Annotated in this window: 21 protein-coding genes and 2 tRNA genes; 14 read left to right on the plus strand and 9 right to left on the minus strand. The window is 46.9% G+C overall.

Annotated elements, in window-relative coordinates; all coding sequences use genetic code 11:
- The first annotated feature begins 109 nt into the window (after nt 1-109).
- A complete protein-coding gene (locus ACEW9O_RS06995; RefSeq protein WP_373549425.1) occupies nt 110-1609 on the plus strand; it encodes a WD40/YVTN/BNR-like repeat-containing protein in 1500 nt (499 codons plus the stop codon).
- 71 nt (nt 1610-1680) lie between these two features.
- On the opposite strand, the gene ACEW9O_RS07000 is transcribed toward ACEW9O_RS06995, so the two are convergent.
- Nucleotides 1681-1752 (minus strand) — tRNA-Glu (locus ACEW9O_RS07000).
- Nucleotides 1753-1813: 61 nt separating this feature from the next.
- Nucleotides 1814-1885: transfer RNA gene (locus tag ACEW9O_RS07005), tRNA-Glu, on the minus strand.
- Nucleotides 1886-2234: 349 nt separating this feature from the next.
- Between ACEW9O_RS07005 and gap the strand changes: the two genes are divergently transcribed.
- Together gap and pgk are read left to right on the plus strand one after the other, a co-directional pair.
- A complete protein-coding gene (gene gap, locus ACEW9O_RS07010) occupies nt 2235-3221 on the plus strand; it encodes a type I glyceraldehyde-3-phosphate dehydrogenase (protein WP_373549426.1) in 987 nt (328 codons plus the stop codon).
- 115 nt (nt 3222-3336) lie between these two features.
- Nucleotides 3337-4545 carry a phosphoglycerate kinase gene (gene pgk, locus ACEW9O_RS07015; RefSeq protein ID WP_373549427.1) on the plus strand — a complete coding sequence of 403 codons (1209 nt, stop codon included), beginning with the start codon at nt 3337-3339 and terminating at the stop codon, nt 4543-4545.
- 61 nt (nt 4546-4606) lie between these two features.
- Here pgk and ACEW9O_RS07020 read toward each other — a convergent pair whose 3' ends face one another.
- The gene (locus ACEW9O_RS07020; RefSeq protein ID WP_373549428.1) at nt 4607-5080 is read right to left on the minus strand and encodes a hypothetical protein; all 474 of its coding nucleotides are present in this window, start codon (nt 5078-5080) and stop codon (nt 4607-4609) included.
- Nucleotides 5081-5154: 74 nt separating this feature from the next.
- On the opposite strand from ACEW9O_RS07020, the gene ACEW9O_RS07025 reads away from it, so the two are divergent.
- The 4 genes from ACEW9O_RS07025 (at nt 5155) to ACEW9O_RS07040 (ending at nt 10617) form a co-directional block, all read left to right on the plus strand.
- On the plus strand, nt 5155-6333 hold the full coding sequence (locus ACEW9O_RS07025) for a glycosyltransferase family 2 protein (protein WP_373549429.1): 1179 nt from the start codon (nt 5155-5157) through the stop codon (nt 6331-6333).
- A gap of 40 nt (nt 6334-6373) precedes the next feature.
- Nucleotides 6374-7318 carry a peptidase gene (locus ACEW9O_RS07030; protein ID WP_373549430.1) on the plus strand — a complete coding sequence of 315 codons (945 nt, stop codon included), beginning with the start codon at nt 6374-6376 and terminating at the stop codon, nt 7316-7318.
- Entirely contained in the window at nt 7315-8478 is a 1164-nt protein-coding gene (locus ACEW9O_RS07035; protein WP_373549431.1) for a hypothetical protein, read from the plus strand. The genes ACEW9O_RS07030 and ACEW9O_RS07035 overlap by 4 nt, the downstream gene beginning before the upstream one ends.
- A 96-nt stretch (nt 8479-8574) precedes the next feature.
- A complete protein-coding gene (locus ACEW9O_RS07040; protein ID WP_373549432.1) occupies nt 8575-10617 on the plus strand; it encodes an OPT family oligopeptide transporter in 2043 nt (680 codons plus the stop codon).
- Nucleotides 10618-10676: 59 nt separating this feature from the next.
- Here ACEW9O_RS07040 and ACEW9O_RS07045 read toward each other — a convergent pair whose 3' ends face one another.
- Both ACEW9O_RS07045 and ACEW9O_RS07050 read right to left on the minus strand, forming a co-directional pair.
- Nucleotides 10677-11399, minus strand: a complete 723-nt coding sequence (locus ACEW9O_RS07045) for a hypothetical protein (protein WP_373549433.1) — start codon at nt 11397-11399, stop codon at nt 10677-10679.
- A gap of 131 nt (nt 11400-11530) precedes the next feature.
- Nucleotides 11531-13924: a glycoside hydrolase N-terminal domain-containing protein gene (locus ACEW9O_RS07050; RefSeq protein ID WP_373549434.1), complete on the minus strand. Its 2394-nt coding sequence runs from the start codon at nt 13922-13924 to the stop codon at nt 11531-11533.
- 259 nt (nt 13925-14183) lie between these two features.
- On the opposite strand from ACEW9O_RS07050, the gene ACEW9O_RS07055 reads away from it, so the two are divergent.
- Both ACEW9O_RS07055 and ACEW9O_RS07060 read left to right on the plus strand, forming a co-directional pair.
- Entirely contained in the window at nt 14184-15395 is a 1212-nt protein-coding gene (locus ACEW9O_RS07055) for an ROK family protein (RefSeq protein ID WP_373549435.1), read from the plus strand.
- Between the two features lie 99 nt (nt 15396-15494).
- On the plus strand, nt 15495-15932 hold the full coding sequence (locus ACEW9O_RS07060; RefSeq protein ID WP_373549436.1) for a CBS domain-containing protein: 438 nt from the start codon (nt 15495-15497) through the stop codon (nt 15930-15932).
- Between the two features lie 102 nt (nt 15933-16034).
- Here ACEW9O_RS07060 and ACEW9O_RS07065 read toward each other — a convergent pair whose 3' ends face one another.
- Entirely contained in the window at nt 16035-16562 is a 528-nt protein-coding gene (locus ACEW9O_RS07065) for a YceI family protein (RefSeq protein WP_373549437.1), read from the minus strand.
- Between the two features lie 152 nt (nt 16563-16714).
- Here ACEW9O_RS07065 and ACEW9O_RS07070 point away from each other — a divergent pair, with 152 nt between their 5' ends.
- Complete coding sequence (locus ACEW9O_RS07070) at nt 16715-17065, plus strand: ArsC family reductase (RefSeq protein ID WP_373549438.1); 351 nt, start codon at nt 16715-16717, stop codon at nt 17063-17065.
- Nucleotides 17066-17067: 2 nt separating this feature from the next.
- Here the strand turns inward: ACEW9O_RS07070 and ACEW9O_RS07075 are convergent, their stop codons facing one another.
- The 3 genes from ACEW9O_RS07075 to tsaD all read right to left on the minus strand — a co-directional run bounded on the left by ACEW9O_RS07075 (nt 17068) and on the right by tsaD (nt 18939).
- A complete protein-coding gene (locus tag ACEW9O_RS07075) occupies nt 17068-17316 on the minus strand; it encodes a hypothetical protein (RefSeq protein ID WP_373549439.1) in 249 nt (82 codons plus the stop codon).
- A gap of 34 nt (nt 17317-17350) precedes the next feature.
- Complete coding sequence (locus tag ACEW9O_RS07080) at nt 17351-17842, minus strand: hypothetical protein (protein ID WP_373549440.1); 492 nt, start codon at nt 17840-17842, stop codon at nt 17351-17353.
- Between the two features lie 80 nt (nt 17843-17922).
- Nucleotides 17923-18939 carry a tRNA (adenosine(37)-N6)-threonylcarbamoyltransferase complex transferase subunit TsaD gene (gene tsaD, locus ACEW9O_RS07085; protein ID WP_373549441.1) on the minus strand — a complete coding sequence of 339 codons (1017 nt, stop codon included), beginning with the start codon at nt 18937-18939 and terminating at the stop codon, nt 17923-17925.
- A gap of 117 nt (nt 18940-19056) precedes the next feature.
- Between tsaD and ACEW9O_RS07090 the strand changes: the two genes are divergently transcribed.
- The 4 genes from ACEW9O_RS07090 to ACEW9O_RS07105 are packed head-to-tail and all read left to right on the plus strand — an operon-like array spanning nt 19057 to nt 21379.
- Nucleotides 19057-19446 (plus strand): polymer-forming cytoskeletal protein, encoded by a 390-nt coding sequence (locus ACEW9O_RS07090; RefSeq protein WP_373549442.1) that lies wholly within the window; start codon nt 19057-19059, stop codon nt 19444-19446.
- 22 nt (nt 19447-19468) lie between these two features.
- A complete protein-coding gene (locus tag ACEW9O_RS07095; protein ID WP_373549443.1) occupies nt 19469-20311 on the plus strand; it encodes a DUF3822 family protein in 843 nt (280 codons plus the stop codon).
- A 42-nt stretch (nt 20312-20353) separates the two neighbouring features.
- Entirely contained in the window at nt 20354-20917 is a 564-nt protein-coding gene (locus tag ACEW9O_RS07100) for an RsmD family RNA methyltransferase (RefSeq protein ID WP_373549444.1), read from the plus strand.
- Between the two features lie 27 nt (nt 20918-20944).
- Nucleotides 20945-21379, plus strand: coding sequence for a hypothetical protein (locus tag ACEW9O_RS07105; RefSeq protein WP_373549445.1), 435 nt, complete (start codon nt 20945-20947; stop codon nt 21377-21379).
- Nucleotides 21380-21494: the final 115 nt, after the last annotated feature.

Below are 21494 nucleotides of genomic sequence, written 5' to 3' on the forward strand. Positions count from 1 at the left end.
GGCAACGCTGGTCTGATGATGGTTGCGATAAGATGATCAAACTTAGGGTCGCTTTACGCAGCCAAAAATTCGATCTCATCACTAATATTTTCAGGAAATCCGCAGCTTAATGATGAGGTGCGACAATTTGAATTACACCCCACCCGACCTTACTGCCTTTGAACCCGATAAGCAGGTGATTTCCGGTAGCCCGATTACCCGCGATGTGACGGGCGAGGAGTATTACAGTACCATTTACGAAATCCGGGAATCGAACAAACTGCCTGGCCTGATTTGGGTGGGTGCCAACGACGGCCCCATTCACGTCACGCGCAACAATGGCAAAACCTGGCAAAATGTGACCCCAGCCGGTATGCCCAAGGGCGGAAGGGTAGACTGTATTGATCCTTCCCCGCATCGCCCTAATAAGGCTTATGCAGCGATCTTGTTGTATCAATTGGGGGATTGGCGGCCCTATTTGTACAAAACCGATAACTATGGCCAATCCTGGACCTTGATCACCAAAGGAATTCCCGAAGATTACCCCGTGCGTACCGTACGGGAAGACCCCAGCCGGGAAGGCCTGTTGTACGCAGGTACCGAATATGGTATGTTTGTTTCTTTTGACGATGGTCAAAACTGGCAACCCTTCCAGCAAAATTTGCCGATTACCCCTATTACGGACATCAAGGTGCATAAGGGAGATCTGGTCATCTCCACCATGGGGCGCGGATTTTGGATTTTGGACAACTTGTCGGCATTACATCAATTGGCCAAGCCCACATTGGCACAATCCGCTGTCCTCTTCAAACCCCGCGACCAGTACCGCCTGCGCTACTGGCCCAACCGCAAGGGGACTGAGCCTCATTACCCAAGCCCTGGTATCCAAATTGATTATTGGTTAAAAGAGGCACCCCAAAGTCCCATCACTCTGGAAATCCTCAATGCTCAAATGCAAACCATCCGGGCATTTACCTCCCAGAACAATCCACGAGATACCGTGAAAATCCCTAGCCGCGCGGGTATGGCAATGGGTTTTGTGATAGCCGGATTCAGCGATGCACTGCGCACTACACCTGGAATACAGCGCTTTGTATGGGATTTACGGCATTTGGGGGCTTGGGATCGCAATGGAACACGCTCTAGTCGCGGGGCACCACTGGCCGCACCAGGGCAGTATTTTGTACGTTTGACGGTAAATGGAGTGGCTTCTTTGCAAAGTTTTAAGGTCTTACCCGATCCACGTTTGATCAATGCAGGGGTGACCACCAAGGACCTTCAGCAACAGGAAGCTTTGTCTTTGCAGATCATTGAACTGGATAGCCGCAGCCGCATCTTGGGAGCAACTATCACACAGGAGCGGGCCAGTGCACAGCAAAAAAATGACCCAGTCCTCTCGACATTTTACAATGACTTGTATTCGGAATTGTTTACTGCCGAAGGGAGGTACATGGTGCCACGTCTGGTTGACCAGATCAGCTATCTGCGCAGCATGCTGGATCAGGGTGATCAACGCCCGGGTAAAGATGCCTATGCCCGATATGAAGAATTGAAAAGTTGGTACAACCGCCTGGCCAAACAAGCCGTGGATAAGGTAGGCAACCGCAAAGAATTTGATTTGATCGATTGATGATACCGTAGGGGCGGCCCTCTGTGGCCGCCCTAAATAAAAAAAGGCGATCAAAAAGATCGCCTCTGTAGCAGCCCGTACGGGAATCGAACCCGTGTTACAGGAATGAAAATCCTGCGTCCTGACCCCTAGACGAACGGGCCATCTAGGTATTTTTTCTTATGAAACTCGAACAAGTGAAAAAAAGTTCCAACTTGTGAAGAGTAGCCCGTACGGGATTCGAACCCGTGTTACAGGAATGAAAATCCTGCGTCCTAACCCCTAGACGAACGGGCCATTGGATGCATCAAACCCTGAAAAAATCACTTCAATGTTTGTATGCTTCCCAATTGGGACTGCAAAGATAAATTCGACTTGCGGAATTACACAAGAACTTGACTAAAATTTTTTTCATTTTTTTTGTTTCGACCGCTCGGTACTCATTTTTTTGTTTTGACAAGGGTGAAAATGAGGGTTTTGACGCACGAAAAAAAAACTTAAACAAGCGCCGGAAAAACGAATAAAGAATATTTTCTTACCTTTGCGCTGCATTTTTCGCCCTTACCAACCGAATACCTAGCTGAACAAGCGCAAATGAGTGTTCACTATACACCAACTTTTACTCATCAAATAAACACATCCACTCATGGCAAAAAGAATTGCTATCAACGGATTTGGACGCATTGGCAGGATTACCCTGCGCAACCTGTTGAAAATGAGCGACGTTGAAGTCGTTGCCATCAATGACTTGACTGACAACCTCACGCTGGCTCACTTGTTTAAGTACGACTCTGCCCAAGGGAAGTTCGATGGCACTGTAAGTGCTGATGATAAATACCTTCACATCAATGGAAAGTCAATTTTGGCTTTGGCAGAAAAAGATCCAACCAAGTTGCCTTGGGGAGATCTGAATGTGGATGTAGTCATTGAATCAACTGGTCGTTTTACTACCAAGGATGAAGCTGGATTGCACCTGACTGCTGGTGCCAAAAAAGTAGTAATCTCTGCTCCAGCCAAAGGTGACCTGCCTACCATCGTATTGGGTGTAAACCAGGACAAAATCAGTGCAGACCACCACATTTATTCCAATGCTTCTTGTACCACCAACTGCCTTGCGCCAATGGTGAAAGTATTGGACGACCTGTTGGGCATTGAGACTGGCTTCATGACCACGATCCACGCATACACTGCTGACCAGCGTTTGCAGGATGCACCCCACTCGGATTTGCGTCGTGCGCGTGCAGCTGCGGTTTCCATCGTGCCGACCAGCACAGGTGCCGCTTCGGCAGTAGGTTTGGTATTGCCTCACTTGAAAGGCAAACTGAATGGTAACGCGATGCGTGTACCGACCATCACCGGTTCAGTAACTGACTTTTCTGCTTTGGTAAAAAAGACCGCTACTGTAGATGAAATCAACGCGGCTTACAAAGCTGCTGCTGAAGGTCCTCTGAAAGGCATCATGGAATACTGTGTAGACCCCATCGTTTCTGCGGACATCATTGGCAATACACACTCTTGTATTTTCGACATGGACATGACCATGGTCAGCGGCAATTTGGTTAAAGTTGTAGGCTGGTACGACAACGAGGCGGGCTACTCTGCTCGTTTGGCTGATCTGGCAACGCGAATTTAAAAAACGAGTTCCAGTGTTCTAAGTTCCAAGGTTCCAGGCCGGTCACTGAGCGAAGCCGAAGTGACCGACTTGGAACCCCGAACCCAGGAACTTTGGAACTTCGAACCTTGGAACTATGCAAAATATAAACTTCTCCAATAAAAAGGCATTGGTGCGGGTGGACTTCAACGTGCCACTCGACAAAAAGACCTTTGCCATCACGGACGATACCCGCATTCGGGCTGCTATTCCTACCATCAAGTACATTTTGGACCAAGGCGGTTCCGCGATTCTGATTTCGCATTTGGGACGCCCGGATGAAAAGTTGCTGCCCGATGGTTCCATCGATGTGGCGCGTTTTACCATGAAGCATACGGTAGCACATACGGCTGAATTGTTGGGGGTACCCGTATTGTTTTGTGAAGAATTTGTTGGCCCTAAGGCTGCGGCCATGACTGCTGCGTTGCAACCCGGACAGGTGTTGATTTTGGAAAACACCCGTTTTCTCAAAGGAGAGGGCAAAGGTGATGTGGAACTGGCCAAAACCTTGGCCTCTTACGGCGACGTGTACATCAACGACGCCTTCGGTTCTGCCCACCGGGCGCATGCTTCTACGACTACGGTAGCTCAGTTTTTTAGTGCAGAAAACAAAGGATTTGGCTTTTTGATGAAAGCTGAATTGGACAACGCCGATCGGGTATTGAACAACCCGGATCGCCCGCTTACGGCGATCGTCGGGGGAGCGAAAGTTTCCGACAAAATCCTGCTGCTGGATCGGATGCTCGACTACGTAGACAACCTCATCGTGGGTGGGGGGATGGCATATACTTTTGTCAAAGCACAAGGTGGTCAAATTGGCAATTCTTTGTGTGAAGATGATCGTCTTGAATTGGCCAATCAGCTGATCGCCAAAGCACAGGCCAAAGGCGTGAAGTTGCTTTTACCAGAAGATTCACTGGTGGCAGATGCTTTTAGCAATGATGCCAATCGCAAAGTGACCGCCAGTAATACCATCGAACCTGGTTGGATGGGTTTGGACATCGGCGAAAAAGCTTGTGCCGAGTTTAGTGCCACCATTCTGAAGTCCAAAACCCTGCTATGGAATGGTCCAATGGGGGTTTTTGAGTTTGAAAACTTTGCCAAGGGCACCAAAACCATCGCTGAGTCAGTGGCCCAAGCTACAGCCAATGGTGCCTTCTCCCTGGTTGGAGGTGGTGACTCCGTTGCTGCGGTGAATCAAATGGGTTTGGCCGATGAGGTCAGCTATGTTTCTACTGGCGGCGGCGCAATGCTGGAGTTGCTCGAAGGCAAGGTTTTGCCGGGAGTGAAAGCCATTAAAGAATAATTTGCCCTTGTGCGTATAATGGGTCAAAAAAGCTTGTTCTGATACTTGGGACAAGCTTTTTTTATCCCAATAAAATCCGCAAAGCGTAGACCGAGAACCCCGCACAGACCACCATCGGAATGCCAAACAACAACAAATTAAGTTGGCTTGGGTTGGTGCTCACAATCCGCAGCATGATGCACATACAGGGAAGCGCTATGATAAACGCCCGAAACTTGTTCCATTCATCGATGTAAATTCCTTGTAAAGTATACTGCTGAGCTTGAGGTGGCAAGAAGACAAAAAGCAATACAACTGCAACGATCACAGTCAAAACGCCCAGAGCAGTTTGTAATTTGTGGGATGAGGAGGGGATTTTCCAGACCATGAAGAGGGCAACGAGTGGAACCAAAATATACCAGTCAAGGCCCTCAACTTTTTGAGCCATGAGCAAGGCACCCAAGGCTGAACTGAACAAAATGATGGAATATACTAAGTTAGCTGGGCTAAGCTGGACGCCGCGAGCCAAAGTGGTTTGTGTAAATAGGAAGTACATGCAAGTTCGTTTAGGGTACAACAAAGTTAAGATTTTATACTTACCTTAGCCAGGATAAATTAATTTTTTATATTATGCTTGAATGGTTTTTTTGGCTAAATGTTCTAATCGTTGTGTATACTTATTTGGGGTATGGACTTATCTTGTTGATACTCAATTTACTGTTTTTTAGAAAAAATCAAACCCCAACAACAGAACATCCCGAGGTAAGCATCCTGATTGCTGCTTACAACGAAGAGGACTGGATTGTTGAAAAAATCAACAACACGCTGTCCCTGAATTATCCAAAAGAATTATTGAAGGTGATGGTGATTACAGATGGCTCTATAGATGGAACGTTCCAAAAAGCTAAAAGTTGCTCCATTCCAGCTGGATTGAGCCTTGAGGTACACCATCAACCTGAACGCAAAGGGAAATTGGCGGCGATTGAACGCATCATGCCACTCGTAAAGTCGCCCATCACCGTTTTTACCGATGCCAATACCCACTTGAATAGTCAGGCCATTCAGCATTTGGTTCGCCATTACCACAATCCGAAAATTGGAGCTGTTGCAGGAGAAAAACGCATCAGCAGTGCCAATAAGGACGAAGCGAGCAGTGCTGGGGAAGGTTTGTATTGGAAGTATGAGAGCTTGCTCAAAGCTTGGGACGCCAAGTTGTACTCGGCTGTGGGTGCCGCAGGAGAATTGTTTTCCATTCGTACTGCCCTCTATGAAAACATCCCGGCAGACACCTTAATCGAAGATTTTTACCTTACCATGACGGTATTGCGCAAAGGTTACCGGATTGCTTATGCTGCCGATGCCTACGCTTTGGAAGGTTCATCGACTTCGGTAGGAGAGGAGCTCAAACGAAAAATTCGCATTGCTGCGGGTGGACTTCAGGCTTCCTGGCGTTTGCGCGATTTGTTGAATCCTTTTCGTTACGGCATTTTTAGCTGGCAATTTTTTTCACATAAAGTAATGCGCTGGACTTTGGCTCCCTTGGCCTTACCCATCGTGTTTGTATCGAACTTGCTGCTGGCTTTTTCAGCGGGGAGATTGTATTTCGGCATCTTCATTTTGCAAATCCTGTTCTACCTACTGGCTTTATTAGGCTGGTTTTTTGAAAAAAAACAACTCAAGATCAAGGCTTTTTTTATTCCTTATTATTTCTGTATAATGAATTATTCAGTATTTCTGGGTTTTGCGCGATTGTTGAAGAGGCAACAAACGGTGTTGTGGGAGAAAGCGGAACGCAAGCGGAACCAATAAGGACACTCTCCAGTTTTATGGGCACACAATCCACCGAGCTATGATTCACGCGACCTTAAAAAACCTGCCGACCGAAGATATTTGTATCCATTTGAGCATTGACAATCACCCGAAGCAATACCTCTGTGAATGTGGCAGTGCGAGTCTGTTGGGCAAAAAGGATTGTTTGAACCTCGCGGCCATTTTTATCAGCCATACCCATATCGATCATTTTGTCAATTTTGATACGGTTTTGCGCCATCAACTCGGCAGTGGTATGCGGGTAGTGTTGTGTGGCCCCAGAGGAATCGCCAAACAGCTTCAGGCCAAACTCCGGGCCTACAACTGGAATCTGATCGCTGAAAACGAATTACAATATGAAATCCGGGAAATCCAAAATGAGCGCCACATCAAAATTTATCAAGTCAGCCCATCAAAATGGAACTTGCAACTGATCGGCGAGATTAAGGGGCCAGTGCTGTACCAAAATGAGGCGGTGGAGGTGCGGTTTACCATCCTGGATCACGGCACCCCTTCCATTGCTTATTCCTTTCAGGAGCCCGATGCTGTAAATTTTCAAAAAGACGAAGCCCCCATTGCTCCTGGCCCTTGGGTCAAAATGGCTAAGGCTGCCTTTTTGGCCAATAGCCCTGAAACACCCATCAACATTCAGGGGCAACATTATCCAGCAGGTGATTTGTTTTCCTATTTTCGACTCAAAACCGGGTATCATTTGGGTGTAGTGATGGATCATTTGGCTTCCAGTGGCAACCATGAGAAAATCATGAAGACCTTTCAAAATGCCGATCAGGTATTTATTGAAACTTATTACCTCAACGAGGATCGGGAATTGGCTTTGCAAAACCGGCACAGTTACGCCCAGGCTTCGGCTGAAGTCATGCATAGGGCCGGGGTGAAAAATGCCACACCAGTGCATTTTTCGCGGCGTTATACCGAAGAAGATATCCAGGTTATCCAACATCAATTCAAAGCGGCTTTGGAATGAAAAAAATCGCACTGGTTGAATTACAGGAACATCAAGAGGTATTGTATGGGCTAATTGACCTACTCCTGTTGCAAGCAGTCGAAATTCATGTATTTGCGCCAGCCTATATGCAAGAAGAACGGAAAGTTGAATGGCAAGAAAATGAGCAGCTACATTGGACGTCTAAATCACCACAAAACTCCATTCCCCAATTTATTCAACAGGTAAAAACACAATTGGATGCAGTCGACCTGATCGTATTCACGACTTTGGTCAAGCATTTTGCTTTTTTTGCCCAACACACTTTTGCACCTCCTACCGTTTTGCTCATCCACAAAGGCAACGCTTTTTTTGCACCTCAATCCAACTTGAGCATTCGAAGCTTTAAAGATGGATTGCGTTTTTTGCGCAGCCTATGGCGAAGAGAGGATTTTTTTCGAAAAAAGCTACTGAAAAAAATCACCTACTACAGCTTTACCGACCCGCTGATTCAGGAATACATGCAGCCTTTTTTACCATCTTCCTGTCGATTTTTGTCTGCCTTACCCTTTGTTTTTTACACGCCTAATTCACCTTGTTTTAATGCCCCCATTCAAATCGTAGTGCCTGGAACTGTATCCGCACTGACCCGCGATTTTGAGTTGTTTTTTTTAGCCTTACAAAAAGCCGATGCCCAATTGGCCACTACTGTAGAGCTGATTTTTTTGGGAAAAGCAAGTGGTCCACGCGCCAAGCCACTTTTTGATTTAGTACAAAGCAGCCGTTTCCAAAACATCAACATTCAGACCTTTAGCGAAATGCTGCCCGAGCAGGAATACCAAAAACAGCTACAAACTGCCGATTTTTTACTCCTGCCATTGAGGGAACAAATTCAATTTGGTACGACCCAAGAAAGCTACGGAAAAACCAGCATCAGCGGAGGCATCAACGACATGCTGCGTTTTGGGAAACCAGCCTTGGTGCCGGATTTTTACCCACTTGACCCGGCCTTACAAAGCCTCAGCCAAAGCTTTCACGATGCAGAATCCCTGGCCGATTTGTTGACCAAATGGGTGAACGAGCGCAGTTATTTCACCCTTGCTGAACAGGCGCCCATATTACTCGCCTCCTTTTCCAAAGCAAAGCGCAGCCATGCTTTGATGGAAATACTTAAACCTGCGCTTAATTTTATTGAAAAATGATATTATCTTTTCCGCCGAAAAGACCAAATCCAATTTGGTTAACAATCTAGTTGGGTATAAACACCTTAAACAAGCTTTAGTCCTAACCATTGACTCATGGAGAACCATAACTACGATCCAATCAAGCCGTACATTCCGGCTGAAGTGACCAATGTCAAAGAATTTACCCTGCGCGCTATCCTCTTGGGGGCAGTTTTTGGAATTATTTTTGGTGCTGCAACCGTTTACCTGGCCCTTAAAGCGGGTTTGACGGTTTCCGCCTCGATCCCGATTGCCGTGTTGGCCATCTCCTTAGGTCGACGTTTTTTGGGGACCACTATTTTAGAAAACAACATCATTCAAACCACCGGATCAGCGGGTGAATCAATTGCGGCCGGGGTTGTGTTTACCGTTCCTGCCTTCTTGTTTTTGTCCGATCCAGCGATGGGTGATCAATACTTCAAGTACACCACCATCTTCACCCTGGCGGTATTTGGGGGGATTTTGGGCACTTTGATGATGATCCCTCTTCGACGATCCCTCATTGTAAAAGAACACCACAACCTGCCTTATCCAGAAGGAACCGCCTGCGCTTCGGTGCTCATTGCGGGGGAAAAGGGGGGCGATTTTGCCAAAACAGCCTATCAAGGTTTGGGTGTAGCATTTGTGTACGCGCTGCTGCAAAAAGTCTTTCACGTCATTGCCGAGGCGCCGACCTGGGTGACCAAAGCGACCCACAAGTACTTTCCTGCGGCCACAGTCAACGGTGAAATTACCCCTGAATACATGGGGGTAGGGTACATCATTGGGCCTAAAATTGCGGGAGTATTGGTTGCTGGTGGTGTATTGGCCTGGTTGGGTTTGATTCCACTGTTGGCTACCCTCGTGCCAACCGAAATCATTGCAGCACAATTGGTGAAACTGGGTTACCTCTCCGATGTAGCTTCTGCGGGTGGCCCCGGTGCTTGGGATCCTGCCACCAAAACTTTTGGCAACATTGCCGCAGCCCTGTACCGGGCCTACGTACGTCAGATCGGGGCGGGGGCAGTAGCGGCAGGTGGTTTTATCACTTTGCTCAAAACCATTCCAACCATCGCGGCTTCGTTCAGCGAGAGCATCGAGTCTTTCAAAAACCGTTCTGCGGCAGCAAGCCGTGCGCGGACTGAGCAGGATTTGTCGATTGCTGTAGTGGGGATAGGTAGCCTTGCGCTGGTGATCTTGATGCTGATTTTGCCACAAATTCCGGGCAATTCCTTTGGTGGAAAATTGCTGATTGGCCTGCTGGTGATTGTTTTTGGCTTCTTCTTTGTGACGGTGTCTAGTCGGATTGTTGGTTTGATTGGCACCAGTTCCAACCCAGTTTCAGGGATGACCATTGCTACCTTGATGGGCACGGCGCTCATTTTTATCGGTTTTGGAATGACGGGCAAAACTTTTGAACCGATGGTACTGGTCGTAGGTAGTATGATCTGTATTGCTGCTGCCAACGCTGGAGCGACTTCACAGGATTTAAAAACGGGTTACATCATTGGGGCAACGCCAAAATACCAGCAGATTGCCTTGTTTGTGGGTGCGATCGTTTCTTCGATTGCCATTGGAGCAACCCTACAACTTCTGGATACACCTACTCCCGAGCAACTTTCCCAAGGCATCGAGCACGCCATTGGTAGTGACAAATATCCTGCGCCACAAGGTACCTTGATGGCCACTTTGATCAAAGGTTTGTTGAGTTTCAACCTCGATTGGCAGTTTGTAATCGTTGGTGCATTTTTATCGATCACCATTGAATTGTGCGGCGTAAAATCCCTTTCTTTTGCCGTAGGAGCCTATTTGCCCTTGTCTACTACACTCCCCATTTGGGTTGGTGGTGTAATTCGTGGCATCGCGGACAATGCAGCCAAGAAAAAAGGCAAAGCAGTGGAAGAAGAAGACTTGAGCAAAGGAAATTTGTTTGCCACTGGTTTGGTAGCGGGTGGTGCCTTGATGGGGGTAATTGTGGCGATCTTATCAGTCAATGAGGGCATTGCCGCAAACATTGCCAAACTCAATCTGGAGCCCATGCTGAACGGCATTTTAGGCGAAGGGGGCTTCCAAATCCTGGGGGTATTGTTCTTCGCGGCTATGGGTTTGATCTTGTACGGGATTTCGAGGAAAGATTGATTTCTAGTCATGGATTGCCCAGATTTTCATGTTTGAATTTGGGCAATCCATGTCAATATTTACATTGAAATAGATTTAATGTTTATTATTCGACGATAAAAAAGCCAGGTGCCCAACAGGGTGATTGTTGGAACGGCGAATGGAATATGGAAGTTTTGCAAGCTAAAAAATAGCAAAGCAATGATAAACAATACCGTTGCCAAGTGCCCAAAATAGTCGGTTTGCACGTCAAAGGTTTCAATCAAACACCCTATTGTGACCGCTATTGCCGCCAATAAGGCCAAAATGCTGAAGAACAAGTCAAAACTTGGAGCTGCTGAGACGAACAACAAACCTGCAAATATTCCTATTAGCCCAATGTACAACCACCTGTAAAATCCATTGAAGTCTGGCGCACAGTCAAACCCATTGACTGGAGGCCGACTATTGGCGATGATGCGGCGATTGTAAGTGATGATTTGATACAGACCAAAGATGAAGATCCGAAATAAGCCCATGCGAAACAGTGGTTTGAAAACTGGAATAGCCTCGCCAAGGATGAAGAACAGCGCTTCCTTGCCGTAAATCGTTTCTCCAGTAGCACGGTCATATAGGGGGATTTCATGGCGTGCCCGGTCAATATCAATCCGTCCGAGTAATTCGGCAGGAGCTTCAGCGAAACCAATGCGGTTTTCTGGTCGCAACCAACCTGCACTTACAAATCCGCTGGTATAGGCTTTACAAAGCGGGCATACGTCATCATAAATAATGACCTTCGAATCCAGTTTTTTTGAATTTCCCATGTCCTTCGGTTTAAAAAAGAAGCTTCAAAGCGGATTGGTTAAGTGCTTTAAAGCTTCTTTTTGAATGTTGAACCAAAGATACAGTATTGTTTCTGAATATTCAATAGTTTCAGTAATTATTGAAAATTATTTCACCATGCCAATATCTTACTTCCCTTCGCTGTTAAGCGCAGCTCCTGGCTTTTTCCAGCATAAATCACCTTCGTCTGTCCACCCCTTGGCGAACTGATTTCCGTTTTGCTTAATTTGCCATTCGCCCAGGTCAAATTCAACACAAATCCACCCCGTGCACATACTCCACGCACCGACCCATTGGCCCAAGCGTCAGGTAAGGCGGGTAAGAGGGTGATTTCATTGCTGCGCGATTGCACCAACATCTCCAATACTGCGGCTGTACCCCCAAAATTGCCATCAATTTGAAAGGGAGGGTGAGCATCCATCAGGTTGGGGTAAGCGCCACCACCGCCATTGTAGCGCGTATCAGGCACCGGGCTAACGTAGCGCATCAACTCGCGGTACATTTTGTAGGTGCGGTTGCCGTCGCGCAGGCGGGCCCAGAGGTTGGTGCGCCAGCCTTTGGACCAGCCAGTGGTTTCGTCGCCTTTTACCTCCAGGGTTTGTTTGCATGCGGCAGCCAGCTCTGGGGTTTGATCCACGCTGATGTGGTGACCAGGGTATAAACCAAAAAGGTGGGATTGGTGGCGGTGTTTGGGGTCTTCATCGGCCCAATCGTGGTACCATTCTTGTAAGTGTCCTTTTTTGCTGATTTGGTAAGGGTACAATTTGCCCAAGGCAGTAGCTAGTTTTTGCTGAAAATCGGCGTCCAGGTTGAGCGTTTTGGCAGCCGCAATGGTTTGGGCAAAAAGTTCACGAATCATCCCCAAATCGGCGGTAGCTCCGTAGAGGGTGGCACCTTTGTATCCTGTAGTAGTGATGAAAATGTTTTCGGGGGAAGTGGAAGGAGAGGTGACGAGATTGCCTTTGCCATCATCCACCAAAACATCCAAACAAAACTGGGATGCGCCCTTGAGCAGATCGTAGCCATAGTTTTTTAACCAAATTGTATCTCGAGAATAGTCAAAATGCTCCCACAAATGGGTAGCCAACCAGGCCCCGCCCATGTTCCAGTTGGCCCAACTGGGTGAACCTTCCCCAAAATGCCCCACCGGGTTACTCATCGCCCAAATGTCCGTATTGTGGGCTGCGCACCAACCACCGGCATTGTAAAAGGTTTTAGCGGTAACCGCACCCGTTTTGGCCAGGTTGCCCAAAAAGCCCAGCAGTGGTTGATGCAATTCCGAGAGGTTGCAGGACTCCGCAGGCCAATAATTCATCTCAGTATTGATGTTGATGGTGTGATTGCTGCTCCAGGGTGGGCGAATCTGGTGGTTCCAAATGCCTTGCAAATTGGCGGGTACATTGGGCGTGCGGGAACTGGCAATCAGGAGGTAGCGGCCAAAATTGAAGTACAATATTTCCAGATCGGGGTCTTTGGCGCCATCGGCAAAACGTTTCAAGCGTTCGTCGGTAGGCAAACTGGCATTGCTGCTGCGGCCCGCCAGTTGGAGCTCCACCCGGTTGAAAAAACTTTGGTGGTCTTTGAGGTGGGCAGCCCGAATGCTAGCATAGCTGATTTTTTCTGCTTTTTTGAGCCAATCATTGGCTAGGGCTACTTCGTTTTTGCCATTGGTAGCGGGGTTTTGGTCAAAACCATTAAAACTGGTGGCAATCGAAACCATGATGATGGCTTCACGACCGCCCTGAATCCCGATGGTACTGTCCGTACGAACCACTTTACCATCGGCTTTGATGATTTTGGCCAAAGTCAAAAAGCGCATGCTTTTTTGCGGGTCGTATTGTATGGGATCGGCGGATCGCCGATAATTGGGTTCGGCATGGGAAGGTGCCTTTCCATTGGCACTGAGTACATTGGCCTCGGTTTTAACCTGATTGGGCAGCAGACTGTTGAAACGGAGTTTAAAACTCAACTTACCAGCCTGACTGGCGCTCAATTTGATCAGCATCACTTGTTGCGGATAGGAAACGAAATACTCGCGGGTATAAGTGACTCCAGCTTGCTGGTAAGTGGTACTCGAAATGGCGGTACTCAGATCCAATTGTCGACGGTAATTCACTGCTTCGGCAGGATGGGCCATGTCGATGTACAGGGTGCCTAAAGGAGCGTAGGATTCGGAATACTTGCCTTGCAAGTGCCGACGATTGAGGCTATCCGCGGCACGGTAGTTCTCCTTGCGTAAGGCCTCCCGAATGGCGGGCAGCTGTTTGTAAGCCTCGGCATTCATGTATGGATCTACCGGACTTCCGGCCCAAAGTGTGGCTTCATTGAGGAAAATTTTATCGGATTGAACACCGCCGTGAATCGTGGCACCCATGCGACCATTGCCAAGTACTAGTGCTTCTTCAAAATGGTTGGCGGCCTGGGAATAATACATCGTGCGGTCGGGAGTTTGTGCCCAGGTCAGTCCTGGTACTAAAGTCCACAGCAAGAGCAAGCAATTTTTCATAAAAGAGTATTTGCGAAGTGAAATTGGTCGGTGCCAAATGTAGTAATTTGTGAAAAAATAATAAAATTGGCATTGATTGTGGTATTTAAGGGGGTATGGCTACCTCGTTGCCAAAAGATGAAGTATTTTCAAGCTTTCAAATAGCACTTTTGTCTAGTTAGAAACGGTAATCTATAGGAGGTAAGTTTACTCAAAGCTCAAACCAATACGGATTGGTGAGCTAATGAAGAACCTTCATCATCATTGACCTTTGTTTGTTATGGCTGAAGTAGAAGACCTCAAGGCGTCGATTATTGACATCAAAAAAAGTCGCCTTAAACGCAGTATCCTGAGTGAATTGTATCTTTCTGGATCGAGCACCCTTGCCGAATTGAGCAGATTGTTGAATACAAGTGTTCCTTCTACGACAACACTTGTGGACGAGCTGACTAATCTGGAACATTGGATTGTAGAAAGAGGCATTGGTGCGGCCAAATTTGGTCGTAAACCCATTATTTATGCCTTAAACCCCGACTACTATTGGGTATTGATCCTCGATATTTCAACCCATGCTACCAAGCTGATGGCCTTCAACCTGCAAAATGAAGTATTGCAGGAAAAAGACATCAACTTGCCCATCGAGCGCAATCCAGATTTTTCAAATCGCCTGCGCGAGGAAATTTCTCGATTTTTGGAAGACTTGCGTTTGCCTCATCCTTCCTTAATGGCGATTGGCGTGTCGATGCCGGGCTTGATCAATCCCGAAACTGGCCACAACTACACCTATCCAATTGTACAAGGTGAGGGCTCTATCAAGTCGGTATTGGAAGAGCAATTTGGGGTGCCCACTCACGTCATCAACGACTCCAAAGCAACAGTGCTCGGAGAATACCGCTTTGGCTTGGGACGTGGCAAAAAGCACGTTTTAGCCATCAATATTGACTGGGGAGTAGGCCTGGGGATCATGGTCAATGGAGAATTGCTGAACGGAGCTTCCGGTTTTGCTGGTGAATTGGGGCACATTCAAATGGATCCGGAAGGAGAATTGTGCCAATGCGGCAAAGTTGGGTGTTTGGATGTCACTACTTCGGCTTCAACCCTGCTTCGAAAGGTAAAAGAAGGCATCAAACAAGGTAAAGCGTCTAAACTAGCCAGTTTGGGAGATGCAGAGGTCAATATTGAAACGGTGGTGGATGCAGCCAATGAGGGAGATGGCTTTGCCATAGATTTGTTGCACCAAATTGGCATTCAGTTGGGGCGTGGGTTGTCCATCGCAGTACACCTGTTCAATCCCGAGATTTTGATAGTGGACGGGATATTGGCTAAGGCGGGCCGGTTTTTCATCAACCCCATTGAACAAGCCATCAACAAATATTGCCTGGTAGACTTTAAAAATGACTTGTCAATTGAGGTTTCAGAACTGGGCGATCGCTCCAAATTATTGGGCACTTTGTCGTTTGTGGTGGAACGTATATTGGAAGAAGTGGTCTGATGTTCAAAATTTGGTAAATTTTTCTACGGCTCTTTTTCAATTGTCAAAAAATAACTATCATTGAGAGTAAGAGCCTTCGCACACACAAATTTACCAAGAATGAAAGTACAACAGATTTTGGATCGAAAATTGAGAAATGAAATTTTAGCCGTTTCGCCAGATGCTTCGGTATATACAGCACTTGAAGAACTCGCCCGATACAATATCGGCGCACTATTGGTGATGGAAGGGCCAAAATTAGTGGGTATTTTTTCAGAGCGCGATTACGCCCGAAGGGGGATTTTGAAAGGAAAACCTTCCCGCGAGTCCTTCGTTAAGGATTTGATGACTTCTCCGGTTATTACCGTAGCACCCCAAGCCAAAATTGAAGAGTGTTTGACCATTATGACCGAAAAACATTTTCGGCATTTGCCCGTAGTGGTCGATGACCAGGTTTTGGGCATGATTTCTTCTTCCGATATTTTCCAGGCTATCCTTACCCAATACCAGAATTTGGTATCTTCTTTGGAGGGATATATTTCGGGGAGACCAATGTAAATTAAAGATGAGAGATGAAAGATGAGAGATGCTACCGCAGCGTTTTTGACTATGACCTTCTCTAAGCCTCATCTCTCATCTTTCATCTCTCATCTCTCATCTTTAACCTTTCGTCATCTGCGCATCCAATTCCAGCTTCACTTCATCACTCACCACAATCCCACCAGCTTCGGTAACTGCGTTCCAGCTTAAGCCGTATTCCAAACGATTGATGCTGCCTTTGATGTCAAAACCAGCTTTGGTATTGCCGTAAAAGTCTACCATTGAACCAGTGTATTCTACATCCAACACAACCGGTTTGGTAGTGGCGCGAATGGTGAGGTCACCGTGTAGTTTATATTTTTTATCTCCAACTTTTTCAAGCCCGGTCGATACAAAAGACAGTTTCGGGAATTCTTCAGCGGCAAAAAAATCGGGGGATTTTAAGTGTCCATCACGTTGTTCGTTACCTGTACTGATGGTAGCTACATCGGCACTGAAAGTGACTTTTGCATCCGCAAAATCATTGCTTTCATCACCTTCCAGGGTGGCATCAAATTGACTGAAACTACCCTTAACTGTAGAAATCATCAGGTGACGTACTTTGAAAGTGATTTCAGAGTGGGATGGATCGATGGTCCAGGTTGCCATATTTTTTTGTTTTAATGGTTGCAAAATTGATTGATGCTAAGATAACGTTGTAAAGACAATTAATGTTTATACATTGAATTATTTTTTCGTAATTTTTTTTTCTCGCTTACCTTTGCCCCACTATTCAGCATCACCACAACGCAGCAAAAACCATGCTTACAATTTACGGAATTTCCAATTGTGATACAGTCAGAAAAGCACTCAAGTGGTTGGATAAAAAGGGATTGGCTTATTCCTTTCACGATTATAAGGCGCAAGGGCTTTCCAATGCTCAATTGGAAACCTGGATGCAACAAAAAGATTGGTCGGAAATTTTGAATACCCGCAGTACCACTTGGCGGGAACTGCCTCAAGCCCTAAAAGACTCGGTGGTGGACGCACCCAGCGCCATCAGAGTGATCCCCGAGAACTTTTCCATGATCAAAAGGCCCCTGGTAGAGCAGGATGGCAAAATTATTTTGCTGGGTTTCGATCAAGGGCAATGGGAAGCGGCCCTAAAGTGAATTTACAGGTCAAGAAAATACATGATCAATACAATCAACAGCGGCAGCGCAGCCAGCAACACGCTCAACTGTGGCCACTGTAAGACGTAGCGCACTACGATGCTGCCTACTAAAAGCAGCATCAGGACTAAGGCATAAGTGTAGTTTTCATTGTTGAAAGCTCCCGCGTTTTCCCGGTAGATGGCGGCTAAAATGACGATGAAGGTCAACACCAGGTTGATGCTCCACAATATCCAAAATACGATATTCATGGTCAACGATTAAGTTATCCTAGAACCAGTAATTTTAGTTCCTTACACTATTGGCAGCCTCGGCATGAGTTGGATAGCGGATCAAAGAGGCGCGATCGTCCCAAAAGAAACCACGTACTACTGCACCCGGACTTTCGGGGGTATTGGTAAAGCTACGGCCTAAATCGCCCGGCAGAGCGGGTTGACCCGGGTCGAGGATTTGAGCAATCGACCAAATTCCTTTGCGGGTTTGGCCCTGGTGAACGATCTCACTTTGGCGTCCTTGAATGGATACATCAAAAATGAACAACAACAAATAGCCTTTGGGCCCTTTGGTGGGCATGCTTACGCCATTGGCTGCAAATTGACTGATGTTGATGTATCCAACTGGCAATACCGGCAAATCCCCATCCCGACCTGGTTTGCGCAGGGGGATATTTACGTTGGCATGGTTTTGTGGGTTCACACTCCAGTCGATGCCGCCTTGGGCAAAAATTGTAGTGGTCGCAACAAGTGCACTGAGGATAAGGATGATGGTTCTCTTCATGTGATTACAATTAAAAACAGTGATTTAAACGCAACTGCTTGCGTTAAAGTACAAATAAAGATACAGAATAACATTGAATTTTACAAAATCGGTGTTGAAAGCTCCCATCTGGCCAGGGGGGATACTTCGTGCCCCACAAATTTTCCCTGCAAAAATTTGTAATATCCGGTAATGCCAATCATGGCGGCATTGTCGGTACAATAGTCAATTCTGGGGATATAGGTATTCCAGCCTTTTTGCTGACCTTCCTCGACAAGCGCTTGTCGCAAACCTGAATTGGCGGAGACTCCTCCGGCCAGGGCTACTTCTTTTATCCCGGTTTTTTCAGCGGCCAAACGCAATTTATTCATCAAGATACTCACAATGCGAGCTTGTACCGAGGCGCAGATATCCACCAGGTTTTCCTGCACAAACGCTGGATTTTCGGCTACCTGTTTTTTCAAAAAATACAAAATGGAAGTTTTGAGCCCACTAAAACTAAAGTCCAGCCCAGGAATTTTGGGTTCGGGAAACGCAAAACGCGGCGTTCCGTCTTTGGCCAATTTGTCGATGATCGGACCAGCAGGGTAGTCCAGGCCCAGCATTTTCCCGGTTTTGTCAAAAGCTTCACCCGCAGCATCGTCGATGGTTTGACCAATGAGTTCCATGTCGAGGTAATCCTTGACAATCAGGATTTGGGTGTGTCCACCCGATACAGTGAGGCATAGAAAGGGGAATTGGGGTTTAGGGTCTTCAGCAAAATGCGCCAAGACGTGGGCCATCATGTGGTTGACCTCAATCAGAGGCAAATTGCGGCTGAGGGCAAAACCTTTGGCAAATGAAACCCCCACGATCAAAGAGCCGATCAGCCCCGGCCCACGGGTAAACGCTACCGCGTCGATTTCGGTTTTGTCGATGCCAGCCGCCCGGATCGCCATTTCAACCACGGGTAAAATATTGATTTGATGCGCCCGCGACGCCGCTTCTGGTACTACGCCACCGTAGATTTGGTGAATCTCCTGGTTGGCCGTTTTGTTGCTCAGCACCTGCCCGTCGCGCACAATTGCGGCAGAAGTATCATCACAAGAAGACTCAATGGCTAAAATTGTAAGCGACATAGCTACAGATTATTAAAAATTGGCCTTAATTTGCCAACGATATTTGAAATCATTCCCAAGAACATCGGATTTGACTGAAAAGATGTCATTTTCAAAAAAATCCTAAAACACTGTTTTATGTCTACGGCAGCAAGCAAAGTCAGAAAAGACAGCCCAAGCATTTCCTATTCTAACCTTACACCAAGTGATGGTTTTAGTAGCTGCGTGATTGCACAAGGCACAAAAATAGAAGGAAATTTTCAATCTGGAGAAAACGTTCGCCTCGACGGAGTGGTAGTTGGCGACTTTTCCTGCGAGAAAAAACTGGTGGTAGGAAAAGAGGGCAGGGTAGAAGGCCGCATTCGGGCCCGCGACGCCATGATCATGGGTTTCGTAAGTGGCGATGTAGAAGTATCGGGTCTACTCCAATTGGACAAAACCGCAGTCGTTACCGGCAACATCATCGCGGCTAATTTAGCCATTGAAGATGGAGCCCGTTTTGATGGAGTATGTAAAATGGGGAAATAGTTAAACCTTTAATTGCAGGCATTTGGCTAGTATCAAGTACGACATCGTTGAGGACAACTACTCGCCGCATATCTCGGCACTGTGCAAGTTATCCATTGTTTTTGGGACGGACAGCTTCAGCTATGCGGTAGTGGACAACCAGCTAAAGATCCAGGCGTATCAGTACCAGGTTTTGGATCGAAACGCCCAAGGGCAACTGGATTGGGCCACTTTCTTGAGCAAACTAAGTGCTCCCCGTGAAATGCTGACCCGCAATTACCGGGCGGTACGCGCCGCGGTAGTTTCACCTACTTTTACCTTGGTGCCTGCGCAATGGTACCGGGCCGAAGAACGCAGCACTTATTTGCAGCACCTGACCACGCCTGAAAGCAGCGCGTTGATTCATGCGGATGTGATCCCGGGTTATCCGGTCAATGCCGTGTATGAGATCCCAGCAGTGTGCCAGACCTGGCTCAGCGGGATTCAACCAGAGGCAGAGTACGTGCATTGTGTGAGCGCACTGGCACCCCTGTTGCGTAGTCGATTGGAAACGCCACACAACATTGCAGCCTATTTTATGCCCAATCGGGTGTTTATCTTTTATTTCCACGAGGGCCAATTGATTTTTTGCAATTCGTTTACGTATCAAACCCCACGGGACGCGCTCTATTTTTTATTGCTGGTATTTGATCAATTTCGTTTGGGTACCGAATACACCCCGCTGTGGATCTGTGGGCATTACAGCGAACAGTCGGAGTTGCACCGCCAGATCAAACGTTACGTCAAGTCGCTGCACTATGTAAAATTGCCCACTGGATTTCGGACTGGGACCAAATTGAGCGCCATCCCGGAACACCTATACCTGGATTTGGTAGCTGGAATATAGAGCTTGTTTAATTTTTTTTAAACATGCTCACAATCAATCACCATGCGGATTATTGGAGGAAAATTTAAAGGGCGGCGTTTTGATCCACCTGCCGACAACTGGCCGACCCGCCCGACTACTGATTACGCCAAAGAGGGCCTGTTCAATATTCTCAACAACAACATTGATTTTGAGGAGACCAAAGTGCTGGACTTGTTTGGGGGAACGGGCAGCCATTGCTACGAGTTCATTTCGCGGGGTTGTACCGATGCAACTTACGTAGACAAGTTTCAGGCGGCCATTAATTTTGTCAAAAAAACGGCGGAAGCCCTACAAATCACCAAAAACATCCGCATCATTCGGTCGGATGTCTTCCGCTTTATGGAGAGCTCGGGAGAGGATTACGACTACATCTTTGCCGGGCCACCTTATGCATTGGATACCATGGATACCATCCCCGATCTGGTGTTCAAATACAAGCTACTGCGGCCCGAAGGTTGGTTCGTGATGGAGCACAATCCGCACCATACGTATAAAAATCATCCCAATTATTTGCAGGAAAGACACTACGGCAAGACCATTTTCAGTTTTTTTCATCATCCGCATGATGCAAGTGAGGAAGAATAAATTTAAATTGAATGCCAAACCGAGGACATGAAAAATTTAGTACTACTGGCCTTTTTGAGTTTTAGCCTAGCTTTATCCGCTCAAAACAACGAATTGAATGGCAAATGGGTCGGGGTATTGACCCAACAGGAAGGCGGATTTCGCCAAAAATACTACTGCGAAATACACATCCTGCAAAAAGGCAATAAAATCACGGGTACAACTTACGTCAGTGTAGAAAAAGTCCACGCCGAAATGGCCTTTACGGGTGAAGTAAAGGGCAACACCGTTGTATTTAAAGAAAACCGTATCGTCCAGTACACCAAACTCGAAGAAATGGCCTGGTGCCTAAAATGGGGAACCCTCACCCTGAAGAAAAAAGACACCACTTGGTACCTCGAAGGGATGTGGGACGGGCAGTCGGTGTTTGGGCCTTGTATCCCTGGGAAGGTCTTTTTGCAAAAAGAAGTGCCAAGGGCGTAGTTGTCTAAGGTTGGATCACTAAGGTATGAATTGACCAAAGCGACATTTTGATTGTCACAAAGAAAGCACAAAGGGGGCACAGAGGACACAAAGCTAGACGTTGACAGAGCTTTAG

Source organism: Haliscomenobacter sp., from assembly GCF_041740695.1.
GTDB lineage: Bacteria > Bacteroidota > Bacteroidia > Chitinophagales > Saprospiraceae > Haliscomenobacter.